At 66.2% G+C, this 14,534-nt stretch carries 13 protein-coding genes; 12 read left to right on the forward strand and 1 reads right to left on the reverse strand.

Features of this window, described 5'->3' with window-relative positions; translation table 11 throughout:
- Positions 1-53 precede the first annotated feature (53 nt).
- The 8 genes from pgsA (at position 54) to QX048_RS24360 (ending at position 7,783) form a co-directional block, all read left to right on the forward strand.
- On the forward strand, positions 54-695 hold the full coding sequence (pgsA, locus tag QX048_RS24325) for a CDP-diacylglycerol--glycerol-3-phosphate 3-phosphatidyltransferase (RefSeq protein ID WP_315754456.1): 642 nt from the start codon (positions 54-56) through the stop codon (positions 693-695).
- Positions 692-943: a molybdopterin converting factor subunit 1 gene (gene moaD / locus QX048_RS24330; protein ID WP_315754458.1), complete on the forward strand. Its 252-nt coding sequence runs from the start codon at positions 692-694 to the stop codon at positions 941-943. The genes pgsA and moaD overlap by 4 nt, the downstream gene beginning before the upstream one ends.
- A 19-nt stretch (positions 944-962) precedes the next feature.
- Positions 963-1,427 (forward strand): molybdenum cofactor biosynthesis protein MoaE, encoded by a 465-nt coding sequence (locus tag QX048_RS24335; RefSeq protein ID WP_315713609.1) that lies wholly within the window; start codon positions 963-965, stop codon positions 1,425-1,427.
- On the forward strand, positions 1,427-2,392 hold the full coding sequence (gene prmB / locus QX048_RS24340; RefSeq protein ID WP_315825375.1) for a 50S ribosomal protein L3 N(5)-glutamine methyltransferase: 966 nt from the start codon (positions 1,427-1,429) through the stop codon (positions 2,390-2,392). The genes QX048_RS24335 and prmB overlap by 1 nt, the downstream gene beginning before the upstream one ends.
- 306 nt (positions 2,393-2,698) lie before the next feature.
- Positions 2,699-4,042: an aspartate aminotransferase family protein gene (locus tag QX048_RS24345; RefSeq protein WP_315754462.1), complete on the forward strand. Its 1,344-nt coding sequence runs from the start codon at positions 2,699-2,701 to the stop codon at positions 4,040-4,042.
- 455 nt (positions 4,043-4,497) lie between these two features.
- Entirely contained in the window at positions 4,498-5,058 is a 561-nt protein-coding gene (locus QX048_RS24350; protein WP_315825376.1) for a phage holin family protein, read from the forward strand.
- A gap of 316 nt (positions 5,059-5,374) precedes the next feature.
- Positions 5,375-6,913: an EAL domain-containing protein gene (locus tag QX048_RS24355; protein ID WP_315825377.1), complete on the forward strand. Its 1,539-nt coding sequence runs from the start codon at positions 5,375-5,377 to the stop codon at positions 6,911-6,913.
- 15 nt (positions 6,914-6,928) lie between these two features.
- Positions 6,929-7,783: a TIGR01459 family HAD-type hydrolase gene (locus QX048_RS24360; protein ID WP_315713614.1), complete on the forward strand. Its 855-nt coding sequence runs from the start codon at positions 6,929-6,931 to the stop codon at positions 7,781-7,783.
- A gap of 69 nt (positions 7,784-7,852) precedes the next feature.
- Here QX048_RS24360 and QX048_RS24365 read toward each other — a convergent pair whose 3' ends face one another.
- The gene (locus QX048_RS24365; protein ID WP_006613531.1) at positions 7,853-8,248 is read right to left on the reverse strand and encodes a response regulator; all 396 of its coding nucleotides are present in this window, start codon (positions 8,246-8,248) and stop codon (positions 7,853-7,855) included.
- 267 nt (positions 8,249-8,515) lie between these two features.
- Here QX048_RS24365 and QX048_RS24370 point away from each other — a divergent pair, with 267 nt between their 5' ends.
- The 4 genes from QX048_RS24370 to QX048_RS24385 all read left to right on the forward strand — a co-directional run bounded on the left by QX048_RS24370 (position 8,516) and on the right by QX048_RS24385 (position 14,396).
- A complete protein-coding gene (locus QX048_RS24370) occupies positions 8,516-9,496 on the forward strand; it encodes a bifunctional riboflavin kinase/FAD synthetase (RefSeq protein ID WP_315825378.1) in 981 nt (326 codons plus the stop codon).
- 327 nt (positions 9,497-9,823) lie between these two features.
- Complete coding sequence (ileS, locus tag QX048_RS24375) at positions 9,824-12,838, forward strand: isoleucine--tRNA ligase (RefSeq protein WP_315825379.1); 3,015 nt, start codon at positions 9,824-9,826, stop codon at positions 12,836-12,838.
- A 192-nt stretch (positions 12,839-13,030) separates the two neighbouring features.
- The gene (gene lspA / locus QX048_RS24380; RefSeq protein WP_315713617.1) at positions 13,031-13,528 is read left to right on the forward strand and encodes a signal peptidase II; all 498 of its coding nucleotides are present in this window, start codon (positions 13,031-13,033) and stop codon (positions 13,526-13,528) included.
- Positions 13,529-13,730: 202 nt separating this feature from the next.
- Complete coding sequence (locus QX048_RS24385) at positions 13,731-14,396, forward strand: hypothetical protein (protein WP_315713662.1); 666 nt, start codon at positions 13,731-13,733, stop codon at positions 14,394-14,396.
- Positions 14,397-14,534 lie beyond the last annotated feature (138 nt).

Below are 14,534 nucleotides of genomic sequence, written 5' to 3' on the forward strand. Positions count from 1 at the left end.
AGCGGCTCGGCTCGGAGGTTGACGTCCGAACGGCGGCAGTATTGGTACACCGGATGAATATTGCGACCACACGCGTGCCCAGCAAGACGTCGACGTCCCTGCCGAACATCCTGACCTATACGCGCATCGCCGCGATACCGGTCGTGGTCGGCTGCATCTACGCGCAGTCGGTCTGGATGTATCCTTTGTGGCTCCGCTGGGTCGCCGTCGCGGTGTTCATTGCGGCTGGGATCACCGACTATCTCGACGGTCATTTCGCGCGGATCTGGAACCAGCAATCGGCATTCGGCCGTATGCTCGATCCGATCGCCGACAAGCTTCTGGTCGCCTCCTGCCTGCTGATGCTGGCCGCCGACAGCACCATCCAGAACTGGTCGCTGTGGGCGGCCATCGTGATCCTGTGCCGCGAGATCCTGGTGTCGGGCCTGCGCGAATATCTCGCCGCGCTGCGCGTCTCGGTGCCGGTGACCAAGGTCGCCAAATGGAAGACCACGATGCAACTGGTGGCAATCGGCTTCCTGCTCGCGGGCGAGGCCGGCGATGCGGCGGTCGCCCAGATCTCGACGGCCGTTGGCCCGATCGTGAGCGGGATCGGAATTTGGCTGCTCGGCTTGTCGGCGGTCTTCACCATCTACACCGGCTACGACTATTTCCGCGCCGGCATCCACCACCTCATCGAGGCGGACTCGCGATGAAGGTGAAGTATTTCGCCTGGGTGCGCGAGCGCGTCGGCAAGGCCGAGGAGACGATCGAGCCGCCGGCGGACGTGCGCACGGTCAGCGAGCTGATCGCCTGGCTCACCACGCGCGGCGAGGGCTACGCCTATGCGTTCGAGAGGCCGAAGGTGATCCGCACCGCGATCGACCAGACCCATGTGCAGCCGGATGCGGCCATCGCCGGCGCCCGCGAGATCGCGTTCTTCCCGCCGATGACCGGCGGCTGACGTAACGGAATATCTGTCCATGACCGCGATCGTCACCGTCCGCGTGCAGCAAGAGGATTTCGACACCGCGGCCGAGATCGCAGCCCTCAGCCATGGCCGCACCGACATCGGCGCCGTCGTCAGCTTCTCCGGCCTGTGCCGCGGCAACGACCATGACACGCCGATCAGCGCACTGACGCTCGAGCACTATCCAGGGATGGCGGAAGCCGAGATCATGCGCCATGCCGAGCAGGCGATGGCGCGCTGGCCGCTGCAGGGCATGACCGTGATTCACCGCTTCGGCCGGATACGGCCGGGCGAGAACATCGTGCTGGTGGTGACCGCATCCAGCCACCGTCAGGCGGCGTTCGAGGCGGCTGAGTTCCTGATGGATTATCTCAAGACCAACGCGCCGTTCTGGAAGCGCGAGGAAACCGAGAACGGCGGCAGCTGGGTCGAGGCCAAGAGCCACGACGATGCCGCCGCGGCGCGCTGGAAGTCGTGATGGCGAAGAAGGTCAAGACGGCAGCACCGCGCAAGGCGGCGGCGCCGAAGCTCCCGAAGGTCAATGCGGGCGAGCTGGCGAGCCTGCTCGACTACCTGCGCTACGCGGTGAGCTGCTTCCAGAACGCCGATCTGGTGTTTGCGCACGGCACCACCGATCCGGTGTCGGAGGCCGCCTTCCTGATCGGCGAGGCGCTGCATCTGCGCCCCGATCAGTTCGAGAGCTTCGTCACGGCCCGGGTCACCGCGGCCGAAGGCAAGACGATCCTCGACCTGATCACGGCGCGAATCACCACGAGGAAGCCGGCGGCCTATCTGGTCAACAAGGTCTATATGCGCGGCCTGCCGTTCTACGTCGACGAGCGCGTCATCGTGCCGCGCTCGTTCATCGGCGAGCTGCTGGAGACGCATTTCGGCGGCGCCGAAGCCGACGGCACCTCGCTGATCGACGATCCGCTGGCCGTGGACAGCGTGCTGGACCTCTGCACCGGCTCTGGGTGCCTGGCGATCCTGGCCAGCCGCCACTTCCCCAATGCGGTGATCGACGCCGTCGACATCTCCAAGGATGCGCTCGCCGTTGCGGCGAAGAACGTCGCCGACTACGACCTCGGCGAGCGCATCTCGCTGCACCGCGGTGACCTGTTCGCACCGCTCAGCCAGCGCCGTTACGATCTCATCATCACCAACCCGCCCTATGTCGACGCCGAGGGCATGGCCGGCCTGCCTCGGGAATGCCGCGCCGAGCCGACGCTGGCCTTCGACGGCGGCACCGACGGGCTCGACATCATCCATCGCATCCTCAGCCAGGCGCGCGACCACCTGACTGCGGAGGGAGGGTTGTTGTGCGAGGTCGGGCGCGACCGTCCGCAGATCGAGGCGGCCTATCCCGACCTGCCGCTGCTCTGGCTCGACACCGAGGACTCCGAGGGCGAGGTGTTCTGGATCACCGCGCGCGATCTCGTCTGAGACGCGGCTGCCCGAGGCACACCGGCGCGGTTGGCGCGAAATGACGCAGCGACTTCCAATATGCGGCACAATCTGCTGCTGCCGTGCAGAATCCGCTCACCAGGGCAGCGGGAACGCTGGACCTTTGACATTTCCGTCCGTCCGCGAAGCTGATAGCTTGGCGGCGGCCCGGATCAGCGGCTGACAACGTCGGCGCACGCATTCAGGCCCATCAAGCACGATCCGTTTCGGCAAGCTTTTCTGGCACCGGTTCGCCACCTTTCCGGATCATGCTGCCGCCGTCGCACAACCGTCCGAGAGGTCCCCATGCTGGACAAGAGCCCCCGCCCCGCCGTCACCGTTCCGAATGATCTTGCCGCGCATTGGATGCCGTTCACCGCGAACCGCGCCTTCAAGAAGAACCCGCGCCTGCTCGCCGGTGCCAAGGACATGCACTACATCACCGTCGATGGCCGCAAGATCATCGACGCCGCCGCCGGCATGTGGTGCTGCAACGCCGGTCACGGCCGCAGCCAGATCGCCGAGGCGATCGGCCAGCAGGCCGCGGCGCTCGACTACGCGCCGCCGTTCCAGTTCGGCATTCCCCAGGCGTTCGAGCTGGCCAACCGCATCGCTGATCTCGCGCCCGCCGGCCTCGACCACGTGTTCTTCTGCAACTCCGGCTCGGAGGCAGCCGACACCGCGCTGAAGATGGCGCTCGCCTATCACCAGATCAACGGCCAGGGCAGCCGGACCCGCCTGATCGGCCGCGTCCGCGGCTATCACGGCGTCGGCTTCGGCGGCACCTCGGTCGGCGGCATCGTCAACAACCGCAAGCTGTTCGGCACCTTGCTGACCGGCGTCGACCACATCCCGGCGACCTATGACCGCGAGAAGCAGGCCTTCACCAAGGGCGAGCCGGAATATGGCGCGCACTTCGCCGACGAGCTCGAGAACCTCGTCAACCTGCACGGCGCCAACACCATCGCCGCCGTGATCGTCGAGCCGATGGCTGGCTCGACCGGCGTGATCCCGGCGCCGAAGGGCTATCTCAAGCGGCTGCGCGAGATCACCCAGAAGCACGGCATCCTGCTGATCTTCGACGAGGTCATCACCGGCTTCGGCCGCCTCGGCTACGCCTTCGCCGCCGAGCGCTACGGCGTGACGCCTGACCTTCTCACCTTCGCCAAGGGCGTCACCAATGGCGCGGCACCGATGGGCGGCGTGCTGGTGCGCGACACCATCCACGACGCCTTCATGAGCGGCCCCGAGCACATGGTGGAGTTCACCCACGGCTACACCTATTCGGCGCATCCGATCGCCTGCGCGGCCGGCCTCGCCACGCTCGACATCTATCGCGACGACAAGCTGTTCGAGCACGCCCGCGCGATCGAGCCGAAATTCGCCGACGCCGTGATGTCGCTCAAGGGCCTGCCCAACGTGCTGGACATCCGCACGGTTGGTCTCACCGCCGGCATCGACCTCGCGCCGCTGCCCGACGCGGCTGGCAAGCGCGGCTACTCCGCGATGGAGACCGCCTTCCACAACAACGACCTGATGCTGCGCATCGCCGGTGACACGCTGGCGCTGACCCCGCCGCTGATCGTCAGCGAGGATCAGGTCGGCGAAATCATCGAGAAGGTCGGCAAGGTCATCAAGGCCGTGGCGTAAGCCGCGCGCGGACATCGTCAGCCAACAACAATGGCGGCCCCGGTGGCCGCCATTTCCTTATCTGGACTGCTTCCCAGCAGCGGTCATTCCGGGGCAATCGTCAACGCGGCCACGCGTTGGCGATTGAACCCGGAATCTCGTACTTGTTGGGAAGGGACGCGAGACAATATCGGGATTCCGGGTTCAAGGCCTGCGGCCTTGCCCCGGAATAACGTTGGTTGGCATAGCTATTCATACGGTCTCGCTCTGGCTCCGCATCGGTCATGCGCCGCCATCACCTTATGAAGTCCGCTCCTACCCGGCGTGTGGGAGAGCATCCCCGATCGCAAATAGCTTGCCCTGCAAGGATTGCCGCAGAACGGCACGCCTGATTGCCGGGAACCTTCGCAAATCCTCCACGTTCATGTCGCGAGCCGGCGGTTTGCGCGCGGCGAGCGGATTGTCGGAGGACGCGCATGCTTGCACCGCCAGGAGAGCTGCTGCGATTGGGGCTCGAACAGAGGCTCAACCGCGTCAAGCGCGCCACCCAATCCTACATTCGGGATCGCGCCCGGCAGGCCACCGGAACGGTGACGTCCTACGCCGTCGCCGCCGGGCTGTTCGCCACCGCGGGCATCTTCCTGATCGCCGCCTGCATCGTCGGATTGACCGCGCTGTTCCGCTGGGTGGAAATGACCTACGGCCTGTTCACCGCGTTCGCGGTTGTCGGCGGCATCCTGATCGCGCTGGCGGCGATCTGCGCGATCGTCGCGGCAGTGAAGCTCCGCAGCCCTTCGCCGCACTATCCGTCGCTCTCCAGCCGGCTGCGCGTGGCGATCGCAGCGCCCGTGGCCCGGGAACCCGACGCGGACGAGATCGATCCCGACACCATCCCCTTGGCACCGTCATCGACCTCCACGAACCACGCGAGCGGAGTTGCGGGCGCACTCGGACGGATCAACGTACCCGTCGGTGTCGCCGTTGCGGCACTGCTGCTCGGCGTGGCCGCCCTGCGCCGGCGTCACCGCAGCACGTGAGCCCGCCCGGACAGCGGCAGGCGCGGTTCGACGGACATCGAAGAATCACCGGCTCAATTGAGCTGCTAAGCAACACGCGTTGATCAGCTCATGGCACCGCGCGCATGTCTAAACATGTCTGGAATCCGCGAAGCGCTTCCCCCGGTGTTCTACGGATCGGCAACACTACGATGGCACTCCGCTTTCCCACGTGAACTTGCGTAAATGACACGCAGACGAGAAATCATCGGCGTCTCCCGGTATTTGAATCCCGCCCACTATCCTCGCGAATCAACAGAAGTGCTAAGGTTGCGTTCGGTTGGGAGCGTCGCCAAGCATGATCCGTATCTCCACGATTTTCGTTGCCATTTGTATGGTTCTGGTCGCGGCCTCGCTCGGCCTGATCCTGTATTCGGTGGCCGGTATCAGTGGCTCGGAATCCGCGATCGTAGCGCTTGCCGCACTGACGTTCCTGATTCTCTACAATGCCGTATCGATGCGACTGCGCGACCGCACCGACATCGGCAGCCAGATAGCCGATCTGTCGCGCGGCACCGCCGACCTCGCGCGTCAGGTCGCCGAGTTCGGCCGCCGCCTGTCGGCGGTGGAGGGACGCATCGTGTCGTCGAGCTCGGTCAGCGCCGATCGCCTGCAAGGGGTCATCGGCGAGATCAACGAGCTCGGCGGACTGATGAAGCAGCTCGCCGTCACCGTGGCCCAGCACGAGGACCTGATCGCGGCCATCCCGCCGGCAACACCGCCGGGAGCTGGGGCCGGCACGGTTCGCGACGCCGATCGCCCGCTCCCGGCGACCGCTTCCTCCAGCGGCGCGCTCGAGATGAACGCGCTGCCGCCGCGCGGCGTCGAGCAGAAGGTGGCCGAGACCTCCGGCACGTTCAGCGCGGCACCGGCTGCCGCCCCCCTGCCGCCCAAACCGCAGGCCCCGGCGGTCACGGCCGTGCCGCGCAGCCAGCCGCAGATCCTCGCCGCCGTCAAAGGCGCGATCGAGGACAACCGCCTCGACATCTATCTGCAGCCGCTGGTGACGCTGCCACAGCGCAAGGTGCGCTTCTACGAGGCGGTGACCAGGCTTCGCGACGAGCGCGACCAGGTGGTCGCGGCCGAGGACTTCATCGGCATCGCGGAAGCCGCCGGCCTGGTCGGGCGCATCGACCACATGGTTCTGCTTCGCTGCGTCCAGGTGCTGCGCCGCCTGATGGTTCGCAACAAGGACGTCGGCATCTTCTGCAACATCTCCTCGGCGACGCTCAGCAGCCCTGCAAACTTTTCGCAATGCCTCGATTTCCTCGAAGCGAATCGCGCCCTGGCGCCGTCCTTCGTGCTCGAATTCAAGCAGTCGACCCTTCGCAGCCTCGGTCCGACCGGGACCGAGCATCTCGCGGCCCTGGCACAGCGCGGCTACCGCTTCTCGATCGACCATGTCACCGACCTCCGGTTCGAGCCGCGCGAGCTCGCCGATCGCGGAGTCCGCTTCATCAAGGTCCCGGCCGCGCTGCTGCTCGACCCGAAGCAGAGCTCGGCCTCCGACATTCACCCGACCGATCTCTCCGATCTGCTGGGCCGCTTCGGCATCGACCTGATCGCCGAGCGGATCGAAGGTGAGAACAGCGTCGTCGACCTGCTCGACTACGACGTCCGCTTCGGCCAGGGCTTCCTGTTCGCGCCGCCCCGCCCATTGCGACCCGAGGGCGCATCTGCTACCGGCGAGGCCGCCGCCGGCCCATCGGGCGGGCAGGACATCAAGATTCAGGACCCCAATGCCGCCGGCACCACCTCTCTCGACGCGTCACACACCAATGCTCCGACGCGCAGCGGCAATGCCGCCCTCGCCCGCCGTGCCGCCGGGACCCTCTGAGATCAGCCGGCTGCCATGACCGTTCTCCGCTTCGAAGAGCGGCTGCGCGATCTGGTCGGCCGCAAGCAGGTGCTGCTGAGCGACATCTGGGGCGTGGTCCATAACGGGCTGGAGTCCTTCCCCGACGCCTGCGACGCGCTGCACCACTTTCGCCGCCAGGGCGGTACGGTGATCCTGATCACCAACGCACCCCGGCCGGCCGATTCGGTCCAGCGCCAGTTGCGCAAGCTCGGCGTCGCCGACGAGGTCTACAGCGCCATCGTCTCCTCCGGCGACCTGACCCGCCACTACGTGGCCGATCATCCCGGCGGCAAGGTGTTCTGGCTCGGCCCCGAGCGCGACAATTCCATTCATCGCGGTCTCGACCTGGCGCTGTCGCCGCTCGAAGAAGCGTCCTACATCATCTGCACCGGCCTCTACGACGACGAGACCGAGACCGCCGAGGACTACCGGCCGATGCTGCTGCGCGCCCGCGAGCGCAAGCTGCCGCTGATCTGCGCCAATCCGGACATCGTGGTCGAGCGCGGCGACCGGCTGATCTACTGCGCCGGCGCCATCGCCGAGCTCTACCGCGAGCTCGGCGGCGAGGTGATCTTCTACGGTAAGCCGCACCGGCCAATCTACGAGCGGGCCATGATGCTGGCCGAGCAGCACGCCGGCCGGCCGGTCGCGCGCGAGGAGGTGCTGGCGATCGGCGATTCCGTCCGAACCGATCTCGCCGGCGCGCACGGCTTCGGCATCGACTGCCTGTTCGTGACCCGCGGCATCCATTCCGAGGAGTTCGCCGGCGTCGAGCAGCTCGACCCGGCCTCTATCAAGGAGCTGTTCGGCCATCCGCCGCGCGCCCTGATGCGCGAATTGAAGTGGTGAACGGATCCTGAAACGCAAAACGCCCGGCCGAGTGCCGGGCGTCTTTCGTTGGAGTGGATCAGGCGGGCGTCAGGCCGTCGCCATGTCCGGGAACACCGCGTCGATCTTGGTCTTCAAGGTCGCGGCATTGAACGGCTTGACGATGTAGTTGTTCACGCCGGCCTTCTTGGCCGCGATCACGTTCTCGGTCTTGGATTCCGCCGTGATCATGATGAACGGCGTGGTCGCCAGGTTCGGATCGGCGCGGACCTCGCGGAGCAGGTCGTAGCCGGTCATCGGCTCCATGTTCCAGTCGGAGATCACGAGGCCGTATTTCTTGGCGCGCATCTTGTTGAGGGCCATCGAGCCGTCGCTGGCATCGTCGATGTCCTCGAAACCGATCTGCTTGAGAAGATTCCTGATGATACGGATCATGGTGCTGTAATCGTCGACGACGAGCACCGGCATCGTCAAATCAACCGCCATCTTGACTCCCCCAGACGCGAACACAACGCGCAGACTGTTACAAAAAAGCTCATGCGGCACGGGTCGTAACCGACCCCGCCATCCGCTTTCAGCAGTAGCATCAGCCGTTAAACAGCGCGTTAACTGCGCTGCGGCTGCATGTCGCTATTGCTGCGCTGCATGAGCGGAGGAACCCCTTCGGCTTGACTTCGCGGGGCCGGCCGCCCACCGTCACGGCAACCACCGTCCGCCGGTAGCCCACCGAAATCCGCGAGATATTTCCGTCACATGCCCGATTTCAAGATCATCCGCGATTCCACCCCGCCGTCGGACATCCTCAAGGGCGCGGTGGTGGCGATGGGCAATTTCGACGGCGTTCATCTCGGCCACCGGGCCGTGATCGAGGCGGCGATCGAGATGGGCAAGGCCAAGGGGCGCCCGGCGCTGGCGCTGACCTTCGAGCCGCATCCGCGGCGCTTCTTCAGCCCCAATACCCCGCAGTTCCGCCTGACCGACGAGACCGCCAAGCTGCGACTCCTGGCCGGAACCGGCCTTGCCGGCGCCGTGGTCATGGCCTTCGACAAGGCCCGCGCCCAGACCTCGGCGCAGGATTTCATTCACCATGACCTGATCGGGCGGCTCGGGATCACCGGAATCGCGGTCGGCTACGACTTTCATTTCGGCAAGGGCCGCGTCGGCTCGCCCAGCCTGCTCGCCAACGAGGCCCCCAAGCTCGGCATCGAGGTCGACATCCAGGCCCATGTCGACATCGACGAGCGGCCGGTGTCCTCCACCGCGATCCGCGAAGCGCTGGCGGAGGGCCAGGTCAGCGAGGCGACCGCGATGCTCGGCGGCCCCTGGTTCGTGAGCTCCGAGGTCATCCACGGCGAGAAGCGCGGCCGCGATCTCGGCTACCCCACCGCCAACATGCGGCTCGATCGCGATTGCGGGCTGCGCCACGGCATCTATGCCGTCCGGGTCGGTCGCGGCCGCGGCGCTGGGCGGGTGCTGATCGACGGCGTCGCCAATTTCGGCCGCCGGCCGACCTTCGACAACGGCGCGCCGCTGCTCGAGACCTTCCTGTTCGACTTCAAGGACAGCCTCTATGGCGAGGTCCTGGACGTCGCCTTCATCGGCTTCATCCGCGAGGAGGCCAAATTCAGCTCAATCGAGGCCCTGATCCGGCAGATGGACGACGACAGCGCCAGGGCCCGCGCTTTGCTGGCGGCCGATCCCGGCCTTTTCCCCCGGCTCGGCGAGATCGGCTGATCCTCCTGCTCCATCGGTGACGTCATTCCGGGCAGCCCGCCAGGGCTGAACCCGGAATCTCGAGATTCCGGGTTCGATGCTAGCGCATCGCCCCGGAATGACGCTGAACGACGATCCCGTAGCGTTGCTGCCGCAGGATCGCTTTGCGATTCCGCAGTCCGGCTGCTATGAGGAGGCCCCATGTTGATACGGCGCATCATCGGCATTAGCGGCCCGGCTTCCGCCTGAGCTTTGAGCTCGGCGCAAGACCGGGATGTCTCTGCTCGTTCCGCCGCCCGCGATCGAAATCGCGTCTCAGCGCCTCATCTCTCAGCCAGCCAGATCACGATGTCCGAAAAGCCGCAAAAGCCCGACGCCCAAAAATCCGACGCCAAGGACTATTCCAAAACCCTCTACCTGCCGCAGACGGAATTCCCGATGCGCGCCGGCCTGCCGCAGCGCGAGCCGGAGATCCTGAAATATTGGAGCGACATCGACCTCTACGGCAAGCTGCGCGACACCGCCAAGAACAGGCCGAAATTCGTCCTGCACGACGGCCCGCCCTATGCCAACGGCAACATCCACATCGGGCACGCGCTGAACAAGATCCTCAAGGACGTCGTGACCAAGAGCCAGCAGATGCTCGGCCACGATTCCAACTACGTGCCCGGCTGGGACTGCCACGGCCTGCCCATCGAGTGGAAGATCGAGGAGGAGAACTACCGCAAGAAGGGCAAGACCAAGCCCGACTTCCGCGACTCCGCCGCCATGGTCGCGTTCCGCAAGGAATGCCGCGCCTATGCCGAGCACTGGCTCAACGTGCAGCGCGAGGAGTTCAAGCGTCTCGGCGTGATCGGCGACTGGGATCATCCCTACGCCACCATGACCTATCCGGCCGAGGCGCAGATCGCCCGCGAGCTGATGAAGTTCGCCGCCAACGGCACGCTGTATCGCGGCTCGAAGCCGGTGATGTGGAGCGTGGTCGAGAAGACCGCGCTCGCCGAGGCCGAGGTCGAGTACGAGGACTATCAGTCCGACACGGTGTGGGTGAAGTTTCCGGTGACATCGCCGGCGCATGGCGCGCTCGCGGGCGCCTCGGTGGTGATCTGGACCACCACGCCCTGGACCCTGCCCGGCAACCGCGCCATCTCGTTCTCGCCGAAGATCGCCTACGGCCTCTATGAGGTCACGGACGCGCCGGCAGACAATTGGGCCAAGACCGGTGACAAGCTGATCCTGGCCGACGCGCTGGCCGACAGCGTGTTCAAGCAGGCGCGCGTCACGAGCTACAACAAGCTGCGCGACATCCCCGGCGACACGCTCGACGCCGTCGAATGCGCCCATCCGCTGAAAGGTCTCGCCGGCGGCTATAATTTCGTCGTCCCGCTGCTGCCCGGCGACCACGTCACCGACGACACCGGCACCGGCTTCGTGCACACCGCGCCCGGCCACGGCCGCGAGGACTTCGACGTCTGGATGGCGCATGCGCGCGAGCTCGACGGCCGGGGCATCGCAACCACCATCCCCTACACCGTCGACGAGAACGGCGCGCTGACCGACCACGCGCCGGGCTTCACAGGAAAACGCGTCATCAACGACAAGGGCGAGAAGGGCGACGCCAACGAGGCCGTCATCAAGGCGCTGACGGATGCCGGCATGCTGCTCGCGCGCGGCCGGCTCAAGCACCAGTACCCGCATTCCTGGCGCTCCAAGAAGCCGGTGATCTTTCGCAACACGCCGCAATGGTTCATCGCGATGGACAAGGACATCGCGGACCAAGGTCAGGCGAAGTCCGGGGATACGCTGCGTGCCCGCGCGCTGCGCGCGATCTCGGTCACGCAATGGGTGCCGGCCGCCGGCCAGAACCGCATCACCGGCATGATCGCCAACCGTCCGGATTGGGTGATCTCGCGCCAGCGCGCCTGGGGCGTACCGATCGCGGTGTTCGTGCGCGAGACCGGCGACGGCTCCGCCGAGATCCTGCAGGACGAGACCGTCAACACCCGCATCACTGAGGCCTTTGCCAAGGAAGGCGCCGACGCCTGGTACGCCGACGGCGCACGCGAGCGCTTCCTCGGGTCCCGCGCCAACGAGGACTGGAACAAGGTCGACGACATCTGCGACGTCTGGTTCGATTCCGGCTCGACCCACGCCTTCGTGCTCGAAGACCCCGTGCACTTCCCCGGCCTCGCCGGCATCAGGCGCAAGGTCGATGGCGGCCAGGACACGGTGATGTATCTCGAAGGCAGTGACCAGCACCGCGGCTGGTTCCACTCGTCGCTGCTGGAGAGCTGCGGCACCCGCGGCCGCGCGCCTTACGACGTCGTGCTGACGCACGGCTTCACGCTCGACGAGAACGGCCGCAAGATGTCGAAGTCGCTCGGCAACACCGTCGAGCCGCAGAAGGTGATCAAGGAGTCCGGCGCCGACATCCTGCGCCTCTGGGTCTGCGCCACCGACTATGCCGACGACCAGCGCATCGGCCCGGAGATCCTCAAGAACACCATCGAGACCTACCGCAAGCTGCGCAACAGCATCCGCTGGATGCTCGGCACCCTGCATCACTACAAGCGCAGCGACGCCGTGGCGTTTGCCGACATGCCGGAGCTGGAGCGCTTGATGCTGCATCAGCTCTCGCAGCAGGCCGAGGTCATCAGCCGCGCCTACGCCGCGTTCGACTACAAGACCGTGATCGCGAGCCTGGCTGCGTTCATGAACACGGAGCTGTCGGCGTTCTATTTCGACATCCGCAAGGACACGCTGTATTGCGACCCGCCGTCGTCGGTGGCGCGCAAGGCGGCGCTGACCGCGATCGACCTGATCTGCGATGCCGTCCTGAAATGGCTGGCGCCGGTGCTCTCCTTCACCACCGACGAGGCGTGGCGGATGTACAGGCCCGACGCAGAGCCGTCGGTGCATCTGACGCTGTTCCCGGAGGCGATGGACCAATACCGCGACGATGCGCTTGCCGCGAAGTGGGAGACGATCCGCAACGTCAGGCGCGTCGTCACCGGCGCGTTGGAGCTCGCCCGCGCCGCCAAGACCATCGGCTCCTCGCTCGAAGCCTCGCCGGTCATCTACGTCGCCGACCGCGCGCTGCTCGGCACCTTGTTCGACACCGATCTCGCCGAGGTCTGCATCACCTCGAACTACGAGGTCCGCGAGGGTGACGCCCCGGCCGATGCGTTCCGGCTCGATGCGGTGCCGGGCGTGGCGGTCGTCGTCGAGAAGGCCGTGGGCAAGAAGTGCGCCCGCTCCTGGAAGATCCTGGAGAGCGTCGGCGACGACCCTGAGTACCCGGACGTTTCCCCGCGCGACGCGCAAGCGCTGCGCGAGTGGAAGGCGCTCGGGGTCGGTATGTGACGCGTGATCGCGCGACACCCACAACTGTCGTCCCGGCGAACGCCGGGACCCATAACCACCGGCGTTCATGTTGACGAAGGACGATGACCCAGACTTTCTCCGCCAACACACATCACGCGGTATGGGTCCCGGCGTTCGCCGGGACGACAGCGGTATTTGCCGCGAGTTGCTTGGCATGATCGCGCTCACCCCATGACCCCCCGCCTCCGCCTCGGCCTCATCGCCGGCTTCGCCACCCTGGTCATCGACCAGGCCTCCAAGCTGTGGCTGCTGTACGTGTTCGACCTGCCCAACCGCGGCACCGTCAAGATCACCCCGTTCTTCGACCTCTACCTCGCCTGGAACATCGGCATCAGCTTCGGCTGGCTGCAGAGTGAGAGCACGCTGGCGCAATATGGACTGATGGCGGTGAAGGCCGTCGCGGTGATCGCCCTCGCCATCTGGATGGCGCGTGCGGAAAGCAAGCTGGCGACGGCGTCGCTCGGCCTGATCATCGGCGGCGCCATCGGCAACGGCATCGACCGGCTGGCCTATGGCGCGGTGGTCGATTTCGCGTTGTTCCACATCCAGATCGGCGGCACGGTTTACAACTGGTACATCTTCAACATGGCCGACGTGGCGATCGTTGCCGGGGTGGCGGGCCTGCTATATGACTCCTTCTTCGGGGCCCCCGCCGCAAAAGCGCCCTGATCCGGGTCGATACCGGCCGGTGCCGATCCTGGGTCAAGAGCCTGATGATCTTCACGTTTTCGAGATCGGCGCGATGCCTGGACGGCCCCCCGTCGAATCGAGGATCGCAATCGGTGGGTCGCGGCCGGTTCGTCGGAGCACGAGCACTGGACAAGCGAGGACAGGGAAAGCCATGCGCAAGACCGAAGTCAGCGGCCGGATCATGACCCACGCGGCCATTCGCGTCCTGCGGCTGTCCGCCGTTGCGCTCGGCATTGGCCTCGTCATGGCCGCCGGCGCCGCCCGTGCCCAGGACGACGAGGAAGACGACAAGACCTTCGAAGAGAAGATCATCGACAATCTGATGCGCGGTCTCGGCGGCACCAACATGGAGACGCCCTCCATCGAATACCGCGAGCGGTCGCCTTTGGTGGTACCGCCCAAGCTCGATCTGCCGCCCCCCGCCGCCGCGGCGCAGGCGACCGCGCCAAACTGGCCGAAGGACCCCGACGAGCAGCAACGCCGGGCCGCGGCCGCCGCGCGCAAGAAGGAAAACAGGGATCCGGTCAATGCGGCCCGTCCGCTGACCCCGGCCGAGATGAAGATGGGGCGGACGGCCGCCGCCAAGCCGACTGAGCCGATTCAGCCCGGCGTGGCCAACAACCCGATGATGAGCCCGTCGCAGCTCGGCTTCAAAGGCGGCCTGTTCGGCATGTTCAAGGGCAGCGACAGCGAAACCAAGCCGTTCACCAGCGAGCCGCAGCGCGAGAGCCTGACCCAGCCGCCGCCCGGCTATCAGACGCCGTCGCCGAGCTATGCCTATGGCACCGGCAAGCAGGAGCCGATCGGCGGCAAGCAGCTGGACATCATGACCGGCAAGGAACGGTGACGGCGGCAGCCGTTCGCCCGGAGATGCCGGCTTCGCTGGCGTTAGCGAAATTTAATGTCTCGCGGCGGCACGATGTCGCCGTTTTGTGACGCCGGGCCCCGTCCGGCGCGGTGTAGCATGCTGCGCTCAAACCCGATC

This window comes from Bradyrhizobium sp. SZCCHNS30572 (assembly GCF_032484415.1).
Lineage (GTDB): Bacteria > Pseudomonadota > Alphaproteobacteria > Rhizobiales > Xanthobacteraceae > Bradyrhizobium.